This is a genomic window from Geodermatophilus sp. SYSU D00766, from assembly GCF_054049915.1.
Genome location: NZ_JBJGYI010000012.1, coordinates 41,099 through 59,581 on the forward strand (window position 1 = coordinate 41,099; position 18,483 = coordinate 59,581).

Genomic DNA, 18,483 nt, shown 5'->3' on the forward strand with positions numbered 1-18,483 from the left:
GTCCGGGCCAGGGATGGCCCGGGTGCACACCGGCTGCGCTGCACGCCGCGACCGCGTCGCCCGCCCGGAGCACGGGACACCGGTCCCCGGGCGGCCCAGCACCGGCCGACCTCGAGGAGCACCGTCCGACATGACCACCGACACCACGGGCTCGGACGCCAGGAGCACCGAGCCCGAGGCCCCGGCCGAGGCCGCCAGCGACGCCCCCACCGGCGACCCGCGCCAGCCGCACCCCACGCTGCCGGAGGGCTTCGGCGACCTCGACCGCCGGGCGATCGACACCGCGCGCGTCCTGGCCATGGACGCCGTCCAGAAGGTCGGCAACGGCCACCCGGGCACCGCGATGAGCATGGCGCCCACCGCCTACCTGCTGTTCCACAAGTGGCTGCGCCACGACCCGACCGACCCGAACTGGGTCGCCCGCGACCGCTTCGTGCTGTCGATGGGCCACTCGAGCCTGACGCTGTACGTGCAGCTCTACCTGTCCGGCTACGGCCTGGAGCTCGCCGACCTCGAGGCGCTGCGCACCTGGGGCTCGAAGACCCCGGGCCACCCCGAGGTCAACCACACCCCCGGCGTGGAGACGACGACCGGTCCCCTCGGCCAGGGCGTCGGCAACGCCGTGGGCATGGCGATGGCCGCCCGCCGCGAGCGCGGCCTGCTCGACCCCGAGGCCCCGGAGGGCGAGAGCCTCTTCGACCACACCATCTGGGTCTTCGCCTCCGACGGCGACCTGGAGGAGGGCGTCAGCGGCGAGGCCTCCTCGCTGGCCGGCACCCAGCAGCTGGGCAACCTGGTGCTCGTCTACGACGACAACCGGATCTCCATCGAGGACGACACCAACGTCGCCTTCACCGAGGACGTCGGCAAGCGCTACGAGGCCTACGGCTGGCACGTGCAGCACGTCGACGACGGCGAGGACCTGGCCGCGGTCGACGCCGCCTTCGCCGCCGCCAAGGCCGAGACCGGCCGCCCGTCGATCATCGTGCTGCGGACGGTCATCGCCTGGCCGGCGCCGAACAAACAGAACACCGGCGCCGCGCACGGCTCGGCGCTGGGCGAGGACGAGGTGCGCGCCACGAAGGAGGTCCTCGGCTTCGACCCGGAGAAGACCTTCGACGTCGACGACGAGGTGCTCGCCCACGCCCGGTCGGTCGTCGACGCCGGCCAGAAGGCGCACGCCGAGTGGCAGCAGCGCTTCGACGCCTGGGCGCAGCAGAACGCCGAGCGCGCCGCGCTCCTGGAGCGGATGCGCGAGCGCCGGCTGCCCGAGGGCTTCGCGGAGGGCCTGCCCACCTTCGACGCCGACCCCAAGGGCGTGGCCACCCGCAAGGCCTCCGGCAAGGTCCTGGCCGCCCTGTACCCGGCGCTGCCGGAGCTGTGGGGCGGGTCGGCCGACCTCGCCGAGAGCAACAACACCGCCGTCGAGGGCGAGCCGTCGTTCCTGCCGTCGGACCGCCAGACGAAGATGTGGAGCGGCGGGCCCTACGGCCGCACCCTCCACTTCGGCGTCCGCGAGCACGCCATGGGCGCGGTGATGAACGGCATCGCCCTGCACGGCGGCACCCGCGTCTACGGCGGCACGTTCCTCACCTTCAGCGACTACATGCGCGGCGCGGTCCGCCTCGCCGCGCTCATGCAGCTGCCGGTCACCTACGTGTGGACGCACGACTCGATCGGCCTGGGCGAGGACGGCCCGACGCACCAGCCGATCGAGCACTTCGCCGCGCTGCGCGCCATCCCGGGCCTCGACGTCGTCCGCCCGGCCGACGCCAACGAGGTGACCGTCGCCTGGCGGACGATCCTCGAGAACAACGACCGCCCGGCCGGCCTGCTGCTGTCCCGGCAGAACCTGCCGGTGTTCGACCGGTCGCAGATGGGCTCGGCCGAGGGCGTCGCCCGCGGCGCCTACGTGCTGGCCGACGCATCGAACGGGCGGCCCGAGGTGATCCTGCTCGGCACCGGCTCCGAGGTGCAGATCGCCGTCGCCGCCCGCGAGCGGCTGGAGGCCGACGGCGTCCCGACGCGGGTGGTGTCGGTGCCCTGCGTCGAGTGGTTCGCCGACCAGGACCAGGCCTACAAGGACGAGGTCCTCCCGCCGAGCGTGCGCGCCCGGGTCAGCGTCGAGGCCGGCGTGCCGATGGGCTGGCGGGAGTTCGTCGGCGACGCCGGGCGCATCGTCGGGCTCACCCACTACGGCGCCAGCGCCGCCTACTCGGTCCTCTACGAGGAGTTCGGCCTGACCGACGAAGCCGTCGTCGCCGCCGCCCGCGAGTCGATCGAGGCGGCCGCGGCCGGTCCCGCCGTCCCGGCCGGCCCGGTGGCCGCAACCGGCGGCCTCCCCCACCCCACCGGCGATCGCTGAACTGCACCTCCGCAGCGAAGGGAAACTGACATGGCACAGAACGAGAAGCTGGCGCAGCTGTCGTCGGCGGGGGTCGCCGTCTGGCTCGACGACCTCTCCCGCGACCGCATCCGCAGCGGCGACCTGCAGTCGCTGGTCGACGAGTACTCCGTCGTCGGCGTCACCACCAACCCGACCATCTTCGCCGCGGCGATCAGCGGGTCGGACTCCTACGACGACCAGCTGCACGCCCTCGCCGTGCGGCAGGTGAGCGTCGAGGAGGCGCTGCGCACCATCACCGCCGCCGACGTCCGGGACGCCTGCGACCTGCTCGCGCCGGTCGCCCAGCGCCAGCCCGGCGACGGCCGGGTGTCGCTGGAGGTCGCGCCGGGCCTGGCCCACGACACCGACGCGACCGCGGCCGAGGCCGCCCACCTGTGGTGGCTGGTCGACCGGCCCAACCTGTTCATCAAGATCCCCGCCACCGTGGAGGGGCTGCCGGCGATCACCACGTCGATCGCCAAGGGCATCAGCGTCAACGTCACCCTCATCTTCAGCCTCGAGCGCTACCGGGCCGTCATGGACGCCTACCTCGCCGGGCTGGAGCAGCGGCTGGCCGACGACCCCGACGCCGACCTGACCCAGGTCGCCTCGGTCGCCTCGTTCTTCGTCTCCCGCGTGGACACCGAGATCGACAAGCGGCTGGAGAAGGTCGGCGCCGACGAGCTCAAGGGCAAGGCGGCGCTGGCCAACGCGCAGCTGGCCTACCAGGCCTACGAGGAGGTCTTCTCCTCCGACCGGTGGAAGGCGCTGGAGGCCAAGGGCGCCCGCCCGCAGCGGCCGCTGTGGGCCTCGACCGGCGTGAAGAACCCCGAGTACTCCGACACCCTCTACGTCAGCGAGCTGGTCGCCCCCGGCACGGTCAACACGATGCCGGAGAAGACGATGAAGGCCTACGCCGACCACGGCGAGGCCGGCACCCCGGTGCAGCAGACCTACGACGACGCCGCGGCCACCATGAAGGCGATCGCCGACGCCGGCGTCGACCTCGACGACGTCTTCCGCGTGCTCGAGGAGGAGGGCGTGCAGAAGTTCGTCGACTCGTGGGACGAGCTCACCGAGTCGGTCCGCACCGAGCTCGAGGACAAGGCATGACCCTGCAGTTCAGCTGCAGCGGTCTCGACGTCCCCGAGAACGTCCGCACCCAGCTCGCCGACGACGACGTCGCCGCGCGGCTGGTCGCCAAGGACGCGACGCTGTGGGGGCCGGAGGCCGAGAGCGAGGCCTCCATCCGGCTGGGCTGGCTGGACCTGCCCGCCTCCTCCCGCGAGCTGGTGCCGCGGCTGGCGGCGCTGCGCGCGGAGCTCGCCGGCGAGGGCCTCGACCGGGTCGTCCTCGCCGGCATGGGCGGGTCCTCGCTGGCGCCGGAGGTCATCTGCCGCACCGCCGGTGTCCCGCTGGTCGTGCTCGACACCACCGACCCCGGCCAGGTCGCCGCGGCCGTGACCGACCTCGACCGCACCGTGGTGGTGGTCAGCTCCAAGTCCGGCGGCACCATCGAGACCGACAGCCACCGGCGGGCCTTCCTCGCCGCGTTCGCCGAGGCCGGCCTGGACGAGGAGCAGGCCGGCCGCCGGTTCGTCGTCGTCACCGACCCCGGCTCGCCGCTGGCCGACACCGCGGCGGCGATGGGCGCCCGGGCCGTCTTCCTCGCCGACCCGAACGTCGGCGGCCGCTACAGCGCGCTGTCGGCGTTCGGGCTGGTGCCCGCCGCGCTGGCCGGGGTCGACGTCGAGCCGCTCCTGGACCGGGCCGCCGAGCTCGCCGAGAGCCTCGCCGAGCAGGGCAACCCGGCCCTGGAGCTCGGGATCGCGCTGGGCGCCGGTTTCCGCACCGGCCGGGACAAGGTGGCGCTGGCCGACGGCGGCAGCGGCAGCGGCCGCATCGAGGGCTTCGGCGACTGGGCCGAGCAGCTGATCGCCGAGTCCACCGGCAAGGAGGGCCGCGGGCTGCTGCCCGTCGTCCTGGAGTCGGTGGACGCCCCGGGCTCGGCCGCGCCCGACGCGCTGCTGGCCGTCGTCGACGGGGACCCCGTCGAGGGCCGTCCCTCCGTGGGGGTCAGCGGCCCGCTGGGCGCGCAGTTCCTCGGCTGGGAGTACGCGACGGCGGTGGCCGGGCGGATCCTGGGCATCGACCCCTTCGACCAGCCCAACGTCACCGAGTCCAAGGAGAACACCGCCCGCATCCTCGACGCGGGCCTCCCCGACGAGCAGCCGGCCGCCACCATCGGCGCGGTCGAGGTGTACGGCTCCGGTGGGGTGCTCGACGGCGTCGACCTCTCCTCCCACGACGGGCTGCGGCTGGTCCTCGACGCGCTGCTGGCCGCGGTGCCCCCGCGCGGCTACCTCGCCGTCATGGCCTACCTCGACCGCCAGGCCGACGCCCGCGCCGGGGAGCTGCGCGCGGCGCTGGCGCGGCGCACCGAGCACGCGGTCACCTTCGGCTGGGGCCCGCGGTTCCTGCACTCGACCGGCCAGTACCACAAGGGCGGCCCGCAGGTCGGCGCGTTCCTGCAGCTCACCGGGGCCACGACGACGGACCTGCCGGTGCCCGACCGGCCGTTCTCCTTCGCCACGCTGCAGGCCGCCCAGGCCGCCGGCGACCGGCAGGCGCTGGCCGACCGGCAGCGGCCGCTGCTGCACCTGCACCTGACCGACCGCGCCGCCGGGATCGACCAGGTCCTCGGTGCCCTCGGCTGACCGCCGGGGTAGCACCGGAGCCGCCGGCAAGAGGAGCCCAGAGGAGGACTCGTGATCCCCAACCCGCTGCGCGACCCGCGGGACCGGCGGCTGCCGCGCGTCCCCGAGCCCTGCGCGCTCGTCGTCTTCGGCATCACCGGGGACCTCGCGCGCAAGAAGCTGCTCCCCGCCGTGTACGACCTGGCCAACCGGGGGCTGCTGCCGACCAACTTCGCGCTGCTGGGCTTCGCGCGGCGGGACTGGGGCGACCAGGACTTCGCCGAGCTGGCCCGTGACGCCGCCCGCAACGCCGCCCGCACCCCGTGGCGGGAGGAGGTGTGGGAGCGGCTGGCCGCCAGCGTGCGGTTCGTGCAGGGGTCCTTCGACGACGACAACGCCTTCGACGAGCTGGCCAACGCGCTCAACGACCTGGAGAGCAGCCACGGCATCGGCGGCAACGCGGCGTTCTACCTGTCGATCCCGCCGGCGATGTTCCCGGTCGTGCTCAAGCAGATGCAGCGCACCGGCATGGCCGAGAGCACGGCCGACCGGTGGCGGCGGGTCGTCGTCGAGAAGCCCTTCGGCACCGACCTGGCCTCCAGCCGCGAGCTCAACGAGCTGGTCGACTCCGTCTTCAGCGCCGAGGACGTCTTCCGCATCGACCACTACCTGGGCAAGGAGACCGTCCAGAACCTGATGGCGCTGCGGTTCGCCAACACGCTGTTCGAGCCGATCTGGAACGGCCACCACGTCGACTCGGTGCAGATCACGATGGCCGAGGACGTCGGCATCGGCGGGCGGGCGGGGTTCTACGAGAAGACCGGCGCCGCCCGCGACGTGCTGCAGAACCACCTGCTGCAGCTGCTGGCGCTGACCGCGATGGAGGAGCCGGTCGAGTTCTCCGCCGACGAGATCCGCACCGAGAAGCTCAAGGTGCTGCGCGCGGTGTCGCTGCCCGAGGACATGCGCACCTTCGCCGTCCGCGGCCAGTACGAGCAGGGCTGGCTGGCCGGCCAGCGCGCCCGCGGCTACCGGCAGGAGGAGGGCGTCGACCCGGAGTCGACCACCGAGACCTTCGCCGCCGTCCGGCTCGGGGTGGAGACCCGCCGCTGGGCCGGCGTGCCGTTCTACCTGCGCACCGGCAAGCGGCTGCCGCGGCGGGTCACCGAGATCGCGCTGGTGTTCAAGCGGGCGCCGCACCTGCCCTTCGCCGACACCGACACCGAGGAGCTGGGCAACAACCAGCTCGTCGTGCGGGTGCAGCCCGACGAGGGCGTGACGCTGAAGTTCGGCTCCAAGGTGCCCGGCAGCGTCATGGAGGTCCGGGACGTGTCGATGGACTTCCTCTACGGCGAGCAGTTCACCGAGACCAGCCCCGAGGCCTACGAGCGGCTGCTGCTCGACGTGCTGCTGGGCGATGCCACGCTGTTCCCCCGCAACGCCGAGGTCGAGGCCTCCTGGGCGGTGATCGACCCGCTGGAGGAGTTCTGGGCGGGCGGCACGCCGGAGCCCTACCGGGCCGGGGAGTGGGGCCCGCGGGCCGCCGACGAGATGCTCGCCGCCGAGGGCCGCCGGTGGCGGCGGCCGTGAGCGGCAGCCGACGGGAGGAGAACCCGTGACGACGCTGTGGGACACCACCGGATCGGCGGTGGTCAAGGAGCTGGCCGCCCAGCGGCGGACCGGCGGCGCCGTGCTCTCCGGCGTCGCGCTGACGCTGGTCGTCGTCGCCGACGAGGGCCGGGTCACCGAGGCCGAGGACGCCGCGACCACCGCCGCCGAGCAGCACCCCTGCCGGATCCTCGTGGTGGTGCGCCGGCAGATCGACGCGCCGGTCCCCCGCCTGGACGCCGAGGTGTCCATCGGCGGGCGGCTGGGTCCCGGCGAGGCGGTCGTCATGCGCATGTACGGGCGGCTGGCGCTGCACGCCGAGTCGGTCGTGCTGCCGCTGCTGGCCGCCGACGCCCCGGTGGTCACCTGGTGGCACAGCGACCCGCCGAGCCGGCTGACCACCGACGCGCTCGCCGTCATCGCCGACCGGCGGATCACCGACAGCACCGTGGCCGCCGACCAGATGCGCGCGCTGCGCACCCGCGCGCAGGACTACGCGCCCGGCGACACCGACCTGGCCTGGACCCGCGCCACCGGCTGGCGGGCGACGCTGACCTCGGCGCTGGACTCGGTCTCCGGCCGCCGGGGCGACGCCGTGCAGGTCCTGGGCGGGCGGATCGAGGGCGACCCGGGCGCGGCCACCGCCCAGCTGCTGTCCGGCTGGATCCAGTCGCGCTCCGGCGCCCGGCTCGACGTCGTCCAGGCCACCCGGCACGCGGGTCCCAGCGGCATCGACTCGGTGGTCCTGCAGCTGGACCAGGACGAGGAGGTGCGGGTGCACGCCGACCGCCGCGGCGGCGCGGTCATCAGCCAGCCCTACCGGCCCGACGCCACCATGGCCCTGCCCGACCGCTCGCTCGGTGACCTGCTCGGCGAGGAGCTGCGCCGGCTGGACCCCGACGAGCCCTACGCCGAGGCGCTGGAGGTCACCACCGGGGTCTCCGGGCTGGCCGGCCGCACCGGCGTGCGCTCGCACGTGTGGGTCGACCCCGCCGAGCAGGACGGCGCCGGCTCCGGGGCGGTCGACGCCGAGCGGGTCGACGAGGGCAGCCCGCACGGCGCGGCACCCACCGTCCCCCCGACGTCCGAGGGCACCGACGAGGTGGCCCTGCACGGCGAGCACGACACCCCCGACCCGACGGCGCCCGAGACGCCCGAGGCGGTCCGGTGACCCTCACCCCGGGGGACCGCATCGTCGAGGAGCTGTCCCGGCGCAGCGAGGGTCCGGTGCCCGACGTGATCGTCGAGCCCGACGCCGAGACGCTCGCCCGGGCGGCCGCCGCGGCGCTGGTGGCCCGGCTGGCCGCCGCACAGCTGGTGCACGGGACGGCGTCGGTGGTGCTCACCGGCGGCGGCGTGGGCACCGCGGTGCTGCGGCACGCCGCCGAGCTGGCCGCCGAGCCCGCGCCCGGCCAGGACGTCGACTGGACGGCGGTCGACGTGTGGTGGGGCGACGAGCGGTTCGTCCCGGCCGACGACGACGAGCGCAACGAGAAGGGCGCGCGGGAGGCGCTGCTGGACCGGGTGGGCGTGCCGCCGGAGCGGGTGCACCCGGTGCCGGCCTCCGACGCCGGGTTCGCCGAGCCCGAGGAGGCCGCCGAGTGGTACGCCGGCGTCCTCTCCGACGCCGCCCGTGACGCCGGCGCCGACGGGCCGCTGCCGCGCTTCGACGTGCTGCTGCTGGGCATGGGCGCCGAGGGCCACGTGGCGTCGATCTTCCCGCACTCGCCGGCCGCCTCCGACGACCGCGCGGTGGTGGCGGTGCGCGACTGCCCCAAGCCACCCCCGACCCGGGTCAGCCTCGGGTTCTCCGCGATCGGCAGCGCCGAGGAGGTGTGGCTGCTGGTGGCCGGGGAGGGCAAGGCCGAGGCGGTGGCCCGCGCGCTCGGCGGGGCCGACCCGCTCGACGTGCCGGCGGCCGGCGCGTGCGGCCGGCGGGCCACCCGCTGGCTGCTCGACGCCGGGGCGGCGAGCCGGCTGCCGGGAGCGACCGATCCCGACGGAACCGACGCCGGAGGCCCCGGCACCGACGGCTGACGGTGGCGCCACCGGCCGCCGGGGGGTTGTGGATCGGGGTGCTCGGGCACCTCGAGCTGCGCCGCGACGGGGTGCCCGTGCCGATCGGCGCCCGGCTGCAGCGCGCGGCGCTGACCGTGCTCACGGTGGAGGCCGGCCGGCTGGTGCCCGCCGACCGGCTCGCCGACCTGCTGTGGAACGGTGCCCCGCCGCCCAAGGTCGCCGCGTCGGTGCACACCACCATCGCGCTGCTGCGCCGCACCCTGGAACCCGGCCGGGCCCCCCGCTCGAGCGGGTCGGTGCTGCTGAGCGCGCCACCGGGGTACCGGCTCGCCCGCGAGGCCGTCGAGATCGACGCCGACGTCTTCGAGCGGCTGCTGGCCGAGGCCGGGCGGCTGGCCGGCCGCGACGACGCCCGTGCCGTGGCACTGCTCGACGACGCCCTCGCGCTGTGGCGCGGGCCGGCGCTGGCCGAGTTCGCCGACGAGCCGTTCGCCCGCGCCGCCGTCGAGCGCTGGGAGGGCCTGCGGCTGGGCGCCGTCGAGCAGCGGGCCGCGGCGTTGCTCGATCTCGGCGAGACCGGCCGCGCCGTCGCCGACCTGCAGGAGCACCTGACCCGCTCCCCGCTGCGCGAGCAGGCCCGCGCCACCCTGGCCCGCGCGCTGTACCTCGCCGGCCGCGCCGCGGACGCCCTCGCGGTGCTCACCGAGGGGCGGCGGCTGCTCCGCGACGAGCTCGGCCTCGACCCCGGCCCGGCGCTGCGCGAGGTGGAGGAGCAGATCCTCCGCCACGACCCGGGGCTGCGGCCGGCCCGCACCCCGCCGTCCCCGGCCGCATCCCGGCCCGCGCCGGAGCCGCCCCCGCTCCGGCCGCCCGCGCCCCTGCGCGGCCGGGAGGCCGAGTGCGCCCTGCTGGCCGACGTCCTCGCCGGCGCCGCCGCCGGGTCCGGCGCCGTCGTGCTGGTCACCGGGGACGCCGGGATGGGCAAGTCGGCGCTGCTGCGGTGGCTCACCGCGGCGGCCGCCGCGGCCGGCGGCGCGGCGCACACCGGCACCTGCCGCGACGGGGTGGCCGGGCCGCCCTACTGGCCGGTGCTGCAGGTGCTGCGCGCCGCCGTCCCCGCCCTCGACGCCGCCGGCCGGGACGGGGTGGCCCGCGCGCTCGGCCCGCTGCGGGCCGTGGTCCCCGGCCTCGGGGACCCGCCGCCCGGTGCCGGCGTCGACCCCGCCATGGTCCTGGTGCACCTCACCGACGCGCTCGGCGGCGTGCTCGGCGCCGCCGGCCGGCCCGCGGTGCTGGCGCTGGACGACCTGCAGGCCGCCGACCCCGCGACGCTGCGGCTGGTCGCCGGCCTGGCCGCGGACGTCGCCGCCGGCTCCCCGGCCGTCCTCGCCCTCGCGCTGCGCAGCGGCGAGGACGGCGGCCCGGCCCTGGTCGACGCGCTGGCCGCCCTCGGCCGGCTGCCGCGGCTGGTGCGGCTGGACCTCGAGCCCCTCCCCGCCGACGCCGTGGCCGACCTGGTCCGCGGCGCCGCCCCCGCCGGCCTGGACGACGACGGCGTCCGGGCGGCGGTCACCCGCGCCGGCGGCAACCCGTTCTTCGCCCTGGAGCTGGCGCGAGCGGCCCCCGCTCCGGGCGGCGCCGCGCCGCCGGGCCGGGGCCGGGCGGTGGGCGGGGTGCCGGCGGCGGTCCACGACGTCCTGCGCCAGCGGGTCCTCCGCCTGCCGTCCCCGGGCCCGGAGCTGCTCACCGCCGCCGCCGTCGCCGGGTCCCCCCTGCCGGTCGAGGACCTCGCCGCGGTGGCCGGGGTGCCCGTCGGAGCGGCGCTCGACGCCCTGGAGGCGGCGGTCGCCGCGCGGCTGGCCGTCGACGGCGGGGAGGGCACCTTCGCGCCGGCGCACGCGCTGCTCGGGGAGGTGCTGCGCGCCCAGCTGTCCAGCGCCCGCGCCGCCCGGCTGCACCGCGCCGTCGGCGAGCGGCTGGCCGCGCGGGCCGGAGACGACGACGAGCAGGCCTCGCGCGTCGCCGCGCACCTGCTCGCCGCCCGCGCCCTCGACGGCGGCGCCGCGGCCGTGCCGTGGCTGGAACGCGCCACCGACCACGCGGTCCGGGTCTCGGCGCTCGACCAGCTCCGCGAGCTGGGCGGGCAACTGCTCGCGGCGGCCGCGGGGCTGCCCGCCGGGCCGGACCGGCGGCGCCGGGAGCTGCGCGCGCTGAGCCGGACCGCGTACGCCGACGCGTGGGCGGCCGGCTACGACAGCCCCACGATCCGCGAGTACGGCCGGCTCGCCGCCGCCTGGGAGGTGCCCGACCCGCCGCTCCCCGGCGACGTCGAGCTGCTGTGGGTGGCCACGCTGTTCCAGTGCCAGGTCGGCCGGCTCGACGACGCCGACCGCACCGTGGCGCGCATGGCCGCGCTGGCCGGGCGGCTCGACGACGCCACGGCCGGGTACCTCACCGAGGACATCACCGCCGTCGTGCGGTGGATGCAGGCCCGCCCCGCCGAGGCGCTCGAGCACCTGGACCGGGCCGCGGCGCACGCCGACAGCGGCCGGGTCGACCTGTCCCGCTCGCTGGCGTTCTCCCCGCCCACCCGCCTCGCCGTCGTCCGCGCCCTGTGCCTGTGGCTGCTCGGCCGGCGCGACGACGCCCGCGCGCAGGCCGACGCCGCCCTCGCCGTCGCGGAGGAGGCGGGCCTCGGTGCGGCCGGTTTCGCCCGCCGCTGGGCGCTGGTCCTGGGACTCGTGGACGGCGACCGCGACCGCGTCCGCTCCCTGGTCGCGCTCCCGCTGCGCGAGCCGGCCTGGGAGCGGTACCGCTACCCGTCGGCGGTGGTGGCCTTCGCCGAGGGGTGGCTGCTGGCCGGCCGCGACCCGCGGGCCGGGCTGGCCGCGATGCGGGCGGCGCACGCGGCGCTCGCCGAGCAGGGCCTGGCCGCCGGCCGGTCGGTGTTCCTGGGCCTGCTGGCCGCCACCGCCCTGGCCGCCGGGGAGCCCGCGGTCGCCGCGGCGACGTGCGAGGCGGGGCTGGCCGTCGCCGAGCGGGGTGAGCGCTACTGGGTGCCGGAGCTGACCCGGCTGCTCGCCGCGGCGCGGGCGGCCGGGGCCGGTGCGGACGTCAGTGGACACCAAGAGGCCGCCCAGTCCGGCCGGCCACGCTCGGCGCCATGACGACCGATCTCGCTGTCCCGACCCCGTCCGCTCCCCCGCGCGACCGCGTCACCGACGTCCGGCCCGGCGACCGCTGGCTGGTCGTGGTCGCCCACCCCGACGACGAGGCCTTCGGCTGCGGCTCGACCATCGCCCGCGCCGCGGCGGACGGCGCCCGGGTGACCCTGGCCTGCGCCACCCGGGGGGAGGCGGGCGAGGCGGCGCCCGGGCTGGCCGACTGCGCCGACCTGGGCGCGGTGCGGGAGGCCGAGCTCTACCGGTCGGCCGCCGCCCTCGGCATCGCCGCGGTGGAGCTGCTGGGGTACCGCGACTCGGGCTTCGGCGGGGAACCGCCCCGCGGGTCGCTGTGCGCGGCCGCGCCGGACGACGTGGCCGGGGTGCTGGCGCGGCTGGTCACCGAGGTGCGGCCGGACGTCGTGCTCGTCCTCGACGGCAGCGACGGGCACCGCGACCACCAGCGGGTCCGCACCGCCACGGCCGCCGCGGTGCAGGCCGCCGCCGGCCCGGCCACCGTGCTCGTCGAGCACTGCCTGCCGAGGTCGCTGATGGGCCGCTGGCTGGAGGAGGTGCGCGCCCTGCGGCCGGACACCGCCTACCACGCCCTCGACCCCGCCGACCTGGGCCGGCCCGACGCCGAGGTCACCGACGTCCTCGACGTGGGCGCCGTCCTCGACCGGCGGGAGGCGGCGATCGCCGAGCACCGCTCGCAGACCTCACCGTTCGACGGGCTCAGCCCCCAGCTGCGGCGGGCGTTCCTGGGCGCCGACCACCTGGCCCGCGTGCCGTGGCGGCCCCGCGGCCCGCAGCGGTGGTGGGACCCCACCCGGGCCGGCTGGGTGCCGTGCCCGGCCGGGGCCCAGACCTCGCGGCCCTAGACCGCGCGGCGGATCAGGCGCCGCGGCGGGCGCGCAGCTTGGCGAGGGCCTCCTCGAGCAGGGCGTCGCCGTCGGCGTCGCTGCGCCGCTCGCGGACGTAGGCGAGGTGGGTCTTGTAGGGCTCGGTGCGCGGCGCCGGGGGCGGCGCCTGCGCGTCCTGGCCGGCCGGCAGGCCGCAGCGGGGGCAGTCCCAGAACTCGGGCACCTCGGCGTCGGTGGCGAACGCCACCCGGGTCTCGTGGCCCTGGCTGCACCAGTAGCCGATCCTGTGCCGCGGTGCGGCCTCGCCGCGCTCCGCCTCTCCCATCGGACCCGCTCCGACCCGGGTCCCCCGGATCGCGTTGCCACCAGCCACGAGCGCCCCCTCAGACCGACCTGCCCGGCGCGGACCACGCCGTTTCCGCAGTCTAGGGCCTCGGGGACGTTCTCTCGATCACGTTTTCGCCGCGGGCGCAGCGGCGCCCGCCCGACCGGCGCGGGGAGCTAGACCTTGAGCAGGATGCCCAGCGTCACGATGCAGATCACCCAGACGAAGCCGGTGAAGACCGTGAGCCGGTTGAGGTTCTTCTCCACCACGGAGGACCCGGACAGCTGCGAGGAGACCGCACCGCCGAACATCGAGGACAGGCCGCCACCCTTGCCCCGGTGCAGCAGGATCAGCACCACCAGCAGGACGCTGGCGAGGACCAGCAGCACGTTGAGGACGAGCTCGACCATGGGCACCAGGGTAACCGGTGCCCGGAGCCGCTCCGGTCAGCGCACGCCCGCGGTGGCCAGGTCGTAGCCGGCGTAGGGCCGCAGCACCACGGCGTTGTGCAGCCGCTGACCGGCCAGCAGCTGCACCCGGGTCTCCACCAGCGGCACGTAGGCGCCGGTGTCGAGGGTGGCGGCGGCCACCTCCCCCCAGGCCGTGCTGGCGGCGCCGGGGTCGGGCGCGGCGCGGGCGGTGTCGACCGCCGCGGACAGCGCCGGGTCGGTCAGCCGCGCGAAGTTGGTGTTGGCGACCGGGCTGACCGAGCGGCCGTCGACCAGCGGCACGAGGAAGGAGCCGGGGGTCGGGAAGTCCGCCGTCCGGGTGGCCAGCACGATGCCGAAGCCGTTGCGGGTGACGTTGTCGGGGCTGCCGACGTCGGTGGCGTAGAAGCTGGCCGCCGGCAGGGGCCGGACCTCGGCGGTGATGCCGACCTCGGCGAGCTGGGCGGCGACGGCGTCGGCGACGTCGAGGCTGGCCTGCGCGTCGGGCACGGCCATCACCGTGCTGAAGCCCTCGGGCCGGCCGCACGCGGTCAGCGCCGCGCGGGCGGCGTCGGGGTCGGGTCCGCGATCGGCCTCCTCGGGACCGCCCGGGAGCGCGGCCGGCCACAGCCGCGCGGTGCGCACGGCCCGGTCACCGCCCAGCACCTCCTGGACGGCGCGGCGGTCGATCGCGGCGGCCACCGCGGCGCGGCAGTCGGGCTGGTCCATCGGGGCGACGTCGGTGGGCAGCGCCAGCAGCCGCACCGCGCCGGTGGTGACGTCGTCGACCCGGTCGGGCAGGGGCGCCTCTCCCCCGGTGTCCTCCGTCAGCCGGGCGCCGGTGGCCGGGTGCACGCCGGTGCCGGAGACGTCGACGTCGGCGGAGCCGGCGAGCAGCGCCTGGTCGCGCTCGAGGTTGGACAGCCCGGTGCGGACGACCACCTGGTCGGGCAGCGCGGTGCGCACCCCGTCGGCGGCCGCGTCCCAGGCGGGGTTGCGGTCGAGGACGATGCCGGTCACCGGGTCGACGGAGGTGATCGCGTAGGGGCCGGAGGAGACCGGGTCGGCGCCGTAGTCGGCGCCGGTGTCGCTCTCCACCGGCACCGGGCTGCTGGAGGGCAGCGCCAGGACGTAGGGGAAGTCCGGCTGCGCCGACCGGAGCCGGAAGACGACGGTGGCGTCGTCGGGGGTCTCGATGGCGGCGAGCCCCAGCTTGGCCGGGTCCTCGTCCTGGTAGGGCCCGGCGTACGGGTTCTCGGGGTCGTCGAGCAGCTCCACCACGTGGGTGGGACCGCCCACGATGACGTCGGAGGCGAAGGACCGCTCGATGCCGTACTTGACGTCGCGCGAGGTGATCGGCCGGCCGGTCTCGAACCGCGCGCCCTCCCGCAGGGTGAACGTCCAGCTCAGGCCGCCGTCGGGGGTGGTGCCGAGGTCGGTGGCGAGGTCGGCGACGAGGTCACCGGTGGCCCCCGGCTCGGCGGAGTAGGTGACCAGAGTGCGGGTGTAGAGCCGCATGAGGTTCCACACGCCGGGCTGGTAGGAGCGCTGGGGGTCGAGGCTGTCGACCTCGCCGGTGACCACCCGCAGCGTGCCGCCGGCCTCGTCGGAGGGGGCGCGCACGCCCTCGACGCCGGCGTCGGGGCCGTCGCCGAGGACCGGCACGCCGCTCCCGCCGTCGCCCCCGCCGCGGCAGCTGACCGCGACCGCGACCACCAGGACGACGACGACGGCCAGGCCGAGCACGCGGGCGGCCGTGCCGCGGACCAGCCCGGCCGCCCGGGAGGAGCGGGGGCGGGGAGATCGCTGCAGCGCGCTGCTCACCCACCCACCCCCCGCTCGGCTGCCGGGGGAGCGTGCTCAGCTGCCCCCGGCGGCGATCCGACAGATCCGCGCGAACTCGTCGCCGTCGAGGCTCGCGCCCCCGACGAGTGCACCGTCGACGTCCGGCCCGGCCAGGATCCCGGCCGTGTTGCCGGCCTTGACCGACCCGCCGTAGAGGATACGGACGACCGCGGCGGTCTCCGGGCCGAAACGCTCGGCGAGCCGCGACCGGAGTGCGCCGCACACCTCCTGCGCGTCCTCGGGGGTGGCCACCTCGCCGGTACCGATGGCCCAGACCGGCTCGTAGGCGAGCACGACGTGGGCGGCCTGCTCGGCGTCGAGGCCGGCGAGGGAGGCGTCGAGCTGGTCGGTGCAGTGGACCACCTGCCCGTTGGCCTGCCGGACCTCCAGCCCCTCCCCCACGCACACGATGGGGGTGAGGCCGTGCCGCAGCGCGGCGCGGGTCTTGGCGGCCACCACCGCGTCGTCCTCAGCGTGCAGCTCGCGCCGCTCGGAGTGCCCGACGACGACGAAGCCGCACGCCAGCGCCGCCAGCATCGCGCCGCTGACCTCGCCGGTGTAGGCGCCGGAGTCGTGCGCGGAGAGGTCCTGCGCGCCGTAGCCGACCGCGAGCTGGTCACCGTTCACCAGCGTCTGGACGCTGCGCAGTGCGGTGAACGGCGGCAGGACGACGACCTCGACGTCGTCGAGCTCCTCCTCGCTGAGGCTGAAGACCAGCTTCTGCACCAGGCCGATGGCCTCCAGGTGCGTGAGGTGCATCTTCCAGTTGCCCGCGATCAGCGGGCGGCGGCCCTCCCGGCGGGCGGGGGCCGGCTGCCTGCGTGCCACCGCGCCCCCTCAGTCCTCGAGCACCGCGAGGCCCGGCAGCTCCCGGCCCTCGAGGAACTCCAGCGACGCGCCGCCGCCGGTGCTGATGTGGCCGTAGGCGGCCTCGTCGAGCCCGAGCTGCCGGACCGCGGCCGCGGAGTCGCCACCGCCGACCACCGACAGCCCGTCGACGGCGGCCACGGCCTCGGCGACGCCGCGCGTGCCGGCCTGGAAGGGCGCCAGCTCGAACACGCCCATCGGCCCGTTCCAGAACACCGTGCGCGCGCCGCCGAGCTCCCGGCCGAAGAGCTCGACCGTGCGCGGCCCGACGTCCAGGCCCATCTGGTCGCCGGGGATCGCGTCCACGCCCACCGTGGTGGTCGGGGCGTCGGCGCTGAACTCCGGCGCGACGACGACGTCGACCGGCAGCACGATGCGGTCGCCGGCCTCGGCGAGCAGCCGCCGGCAGGTGTCGACCTGGTCGGCCTCCAGCAGCGACGTGCCCACCCCGTGCCCCTGGGCGGCGAGGAAGGTGAAGCACATGCCGCCGCCGACCAGCAGCCGGTCGACCCTCGGCAGCAGCGCCTCGATGACGCCGAGCTTGTCGCTGACCTTCGAGCCGCCCAGCACGACGACGTAGGGCCGCGCGGGGTCGGTGGTGAGCCGGGTGAGCACGTCGCGCTCGGCGGCGACGAGCCGGCCGGCCGCGTGCGGCAGCCGCTGGGCGACGTCGTACACCGAGGCGTGCCTGCGGTGCACCGCGCCGAACGCGTCGTCGACGTAGACGTCGGCCAGCGCGGCCAGCCGGTCGGCGAGCCCGCCGCGCTCGGCGTCGTCCTTGCTGGTCTCGGCGGCCTCGAAGCGGACGTTCTCCAGCAGCAGGACGTCGCCGTCGCCGAGGGCCGCGGCCCGCGCGCGGGCGTCGTCACCGGCGACGTCGGCGGCCAGCGGCACCTCCGTGCCGAGCAGCTCGCCGAGCCGGGCGGCCACCGGCGCCAGGGAGTACCGCGGGTCGGGCGCGCCCTTGGGCCGGCCCAGGTGCGCCGCGACGAGGACCCGGGCGCCGGCCTCCCGCAGCGCCTGCAGCGTGGGGAGGCTGGCCCGGATCCGCCCGTCGTCGGTGATGGTCTGCCCGTCGAGGGGGACGTTCAGGTCGGCGCGCAGGAGCACGCGCCGGCCGGTCACCCCCTCGGCGAGCAGGTCGTCGAGGGAGCGGGCCATCAGAGGGAGCGGCCGACGAGCTCGACGGAGTCGACGAGCCGGTTGGAGTAGCCCCACTCGTTGTCGTACCAGCCGAGCACCTTGGCCATCGGGCCGAAGGTCTTGGTCAGCTTGCTGTCGTAGATGCACGACGCCGGGTCGGTGACGATGTCGGAGGACACGATCGGGGCGTCGGTGTACTTGAGGATGCCGGCGAGCGGGCCCGCGGCGGCCTCGCGGTAGGCCGCGTCGATCTCGTCGGCCGGCACCTCGCGGGTGAGCTGGACGGTGAGGTCGGTGGCCGAGCCGGTGGGCACCGGGACGCGGACGGCGTAGCCGTCGAGCTTGCCCTGCAGCTCGGGCAGGACCAGGCCGATCGCCTTGGCCGCGCCGGTGCTGGTGGGGACCATGTTGAGCGCGGCCGCGCGGGCGCGGCGGAGGTCCTTGTGCGGGCCGTCCTGCAGGTTCTGGTCGGCGGTGTAGGCGTGGATGGTGGTCATCAGCCCGCGCTCGATGCCGAAGGCGTCGTTGAGCACCTTGGCCAGCGGCGCGAGGCAGTTGGTGGTGCACGACGCGTTGCTGATGATCGTCTGCGAGCCGTCGTACTTCTCGTGGTTGACGCCCATGACGATGGTCAGGTCGTCGCCGGTGGCCGGCGCCGAGATGATCACCTTCTTGGCGCCGCCGGCGTCGACGTGCTTGCGGGCGTCGGCGGCCTTGGTGAAGAAGCCGGTGGACTCGACGACGACGTCGACGCCCAGGTCGCCCCAGGGCAGCGCGTCCGGGTCCCGCTCGGAGAGCACCTTCATCGTGCTGCCGGCGATCTTGATGCCCTCGCCGTCGGCGGCGACGTCCTCGGACAGGACGCCCAGGATGCTGTCGTACTTCAGCAGGTGGGCGAGGACCTCGGGGCTGGTCAGGTCGTTGACCGCCACGATCTCGATGTCCTTGCCGCTGGCCGCGGCCGCCCGCCAGAAGTTGCGGCCGATCCGGCCGAACCCGTTGATCCCCACCCGCACCGTCACTGCTGACCTCCACGGATCCGGGGCGCCGTCCGGCGCCGTCGCGTGCGTCGGCCGCGCGGGCCGCGCGGCGTGCTCGGCGACGACCCTATCGGCCCCGGCGGCAGCCGTCCGGGCGAGCCC

The 18,483-nt window shown here is 76.4% G+C and carries 14 protein-coding genes; 8 read left to right on the top strand and 6 right to left on the bottom strand.

Going from position 1 to position 18,483, the window contains the following annotated elements; genetic code table 11:
- The first annotated feature begins 130 nt into the window (after window positions 1-130).
- The 8 genes from tkt to ACI8AD_RS11625 are packed head-to-tail and all read left to right on the top strand — an operon-like array spanning window position 131 to window position 12,751.
- A complete protein-coding gene (gene tkt / locus ACI8AD_RS11590; RefSeq protein ID WP_456870671.1) occupies window positions 131-2,365 on the top strand; it encodes a transketolase in 2,235 nt (744 codons plus the stop codon).
- A 30-nt stretch (window positions 2,366-2,395) separates the two neighbouring features.
- Window positions 2,396-3,499: a transaldolase gene (gene tal, locus ACI8AD_RS11595; protein WP_456870672.1), complete on the top strand. Its 1,104-nt coding sequence runs from the start codon at window positions 2,396-2,398 to the stop codon at window positions 3,497-3,499.
- On the top strand, window positions 3,496-5,103 hold the full coding sequence (locus tag ACI8AD_RS11600; RefSeq protein ID WP_456870673.1) for a glucose-6-phosphate isomerase: 1,608 nt from the start codon (window positions 3,496-3,498) through the stop codon (window positions 5,101-5,103). Before tal ends, ACI8AD_RS11600 begins: the two co-directional genes overlap by 4 nt.
- Window positions 5,104-5,154: 51 nt before the next feature.
- Complete coding sequence (gene zwf / locus ACI8AD_RS11605) at window positions 5,155-6,672, top strand: glucose-6-phosphate dehydrogenase (protein ID WP_456870674.1); 1,518 nt, start codon at window positions 5,155-5,157, stop codon at window positions 6,670-6,672.
- Window positions 6,673-6,697: 25 nt separating this feature from the next.
- Window positions 6,698-7,861, top strand: a complete 1,164-nt coding sequence (locus ACI8AD_RS11610; protein WP_456870675.1) for a glucose-6-phosphate dehydrogenase assembly protein OpcA — start codon at window positions 6,698-6,700, stop codon at window positions 7,859-7,861.
- Window positions 7,858-8,727, top strand: a complete 870-nt coding sequence (pgl, locus tag ACI8AD_RS11615; RefSeq protein ID WP_456870676.1) for a 6-phosphogluconolactonase — start codon at window positions 7,858-7,860, stop codon at window positions 8,725-8,727. Before ACI8AD_RS11610 ends, pgl begins: the two co-directional genes overlap by 4 nt.
- 2 nt (window positions 8,728-8,729) lie before the next feature.
- Window positions 8,730-11,876 carry a BTAD domain-containing putative transcriptional regulator gene (locus tag ACI8AD_RS11620; RefSeq protein ID WP_456870677.1) on the top strand — a complete coding sequence of 1,049 codons (3,147 nt, stop codon included), beginning with the start codon at window positions 8,730-8,732 and terminating at the stop codon, window positions 11,874-11,876.
- Entirely contained in the window at window positions 11,873-12,751 is an 879-nt protein-coding gene (locus ACI8AD_RS11625) for a PIG-L deacetylase family protein (protein WP_456870678.1), read from the top strand. Before ACI8AD_RS11620 ends, ACI8AD_RS11625 begins: the two co-directional genes overlap by 4 nt.
- A gap of 13 nt (window positions 12,752-12,764) precedes the next feature.
- Here ACI8AD_RS11625 and ACI8AD_RS11630 read toward each other — a convergent pair whose 3' ends face one another.
- The 6 genes from ACI8AD_RS11630 to gap all read right to left on the bottom strand — a co-directional run bounded on the left by ACI8AD_RS11630 (window position 12,765) and on the right by gap (window position 18,363).
- Window positions 12,765-13,106: an RNA polymerase-binding protein RbpA gene (locus ACI8AD_RS11630; RefSeq protein ID WP_456870679.1), complete on the bottom strand. Its 342-nt coding sequence runs from the start codon at window positions 13,104-13,106 to the stop codon at window positions 12,765-12,767.
- 128 nt (window positions 13,107-13,234) lie between these two features.
- Window positions 13,235-13,468, bottom strand: a complete 234-nt coding sequence (gene secG, locus ACI8AD_RS11635; protein ID WP_456870680.1) for a preprotein translocase subunit SecG — start codon at window positions 13,466-13,468, stop codon at window positions 13,235-13,237.
- A gap of 36 nt (window positions 13,469-13,504) precedes the next feature.
- On the bottom strand, window positions 13,505-15,310 hold the full coding sequence (locus ACI8AD_RS11640) for an ABC transporter substrate-binding protein (protein WP_456870681.1): 1,806 nt from the start codon (window positions 15,308-15,310) through the stop codon (window positions 13,505-13,507).
- Window positions 15,311-15,346: 36 nt separating this feature from the next.
- On the bottom strand, window positions 15,347-16,159 hold the full coding sequence (tpiA, locus tag ACI8AD_RS11645; protein ID WP_456870682.1) for a triose-phosphate isomerase: 813 nt from the start codon (window positions 16,157-16,159) through the stop codon (window positions 15,347-15,349).
- A gap of 9 nt (window positions 16,160-16,168) precedes the next feature.
- A complete protein-coding gene (locus ACI8AD_RS11650) occupies window positions 16,169-17,359 on the bottom strand; it encodes a phosphoglycerate kinase (protein WP_456870683.1) in 1,191 nt (396 codons plus the stop codon).
- A complete protein-coding gene (gene gap, locus ACI8AD_RS11655) occupies window positions 17,359-18,363 on the bottom strand; it encodes a type I glyceraldehyde-3-phosphate dehydrogenase (RefSeq protein WP_456870684.1) in 1,005 nt (334 codons plus the stop codon). Before gap ends, ACI8AD_RS11650 begins: the two co-directional genes overlap by 1 nt.
- Between the last annotated feature and the right edge of the window lie 120 nt (window positions 18,364-18,483).

Bases quoted from the DNA above. Each gene is read 5' to 3' on its own strand.
- tkt (WP_456870671.1), top strand. From the start codon at position 131: ATGACCACCGACACCACGGGCTCGGACGCCAGGAGCACCGAGCCCGAG.
- tal (WP_456870672.1), top strand. From the start codon at position 2,396: ATGGCACAGAACGAGAAGCTGGCGCAGCTGTCGTCGGCGGGGGTCGCC.
- ACI8AD_RS11600 (WP_456870673.1), top strand. From the start codon at position 3,496: ATGACCCTGCAGTTCAGCTGCAGCGGTCTCGACGTCCCCGAGAACGTC.
- ACI8AD_RS11625 (WP_456870678.1), top strand. From the start codon at position 11,873: ATGACGACCGATCTCGCTGTCCCGACCCCGTCCGCTCCCCCGCGCGAC.
- secG (WP_456870680.1), bottom strand. From the start codon at position 13,468: ATGGTCGAGCTCGTCCTCAACGTGCTGCTGGTCCTCGCCAGCGTCCTG.
- ACI8AD_RS11650 (WP_456870683.1), bottom strand. From the start codon at position 17,359: ATGGCCCGCTCCCTCGACGACCTGCTCGCCGAGGGGGTGACCGGCCGG.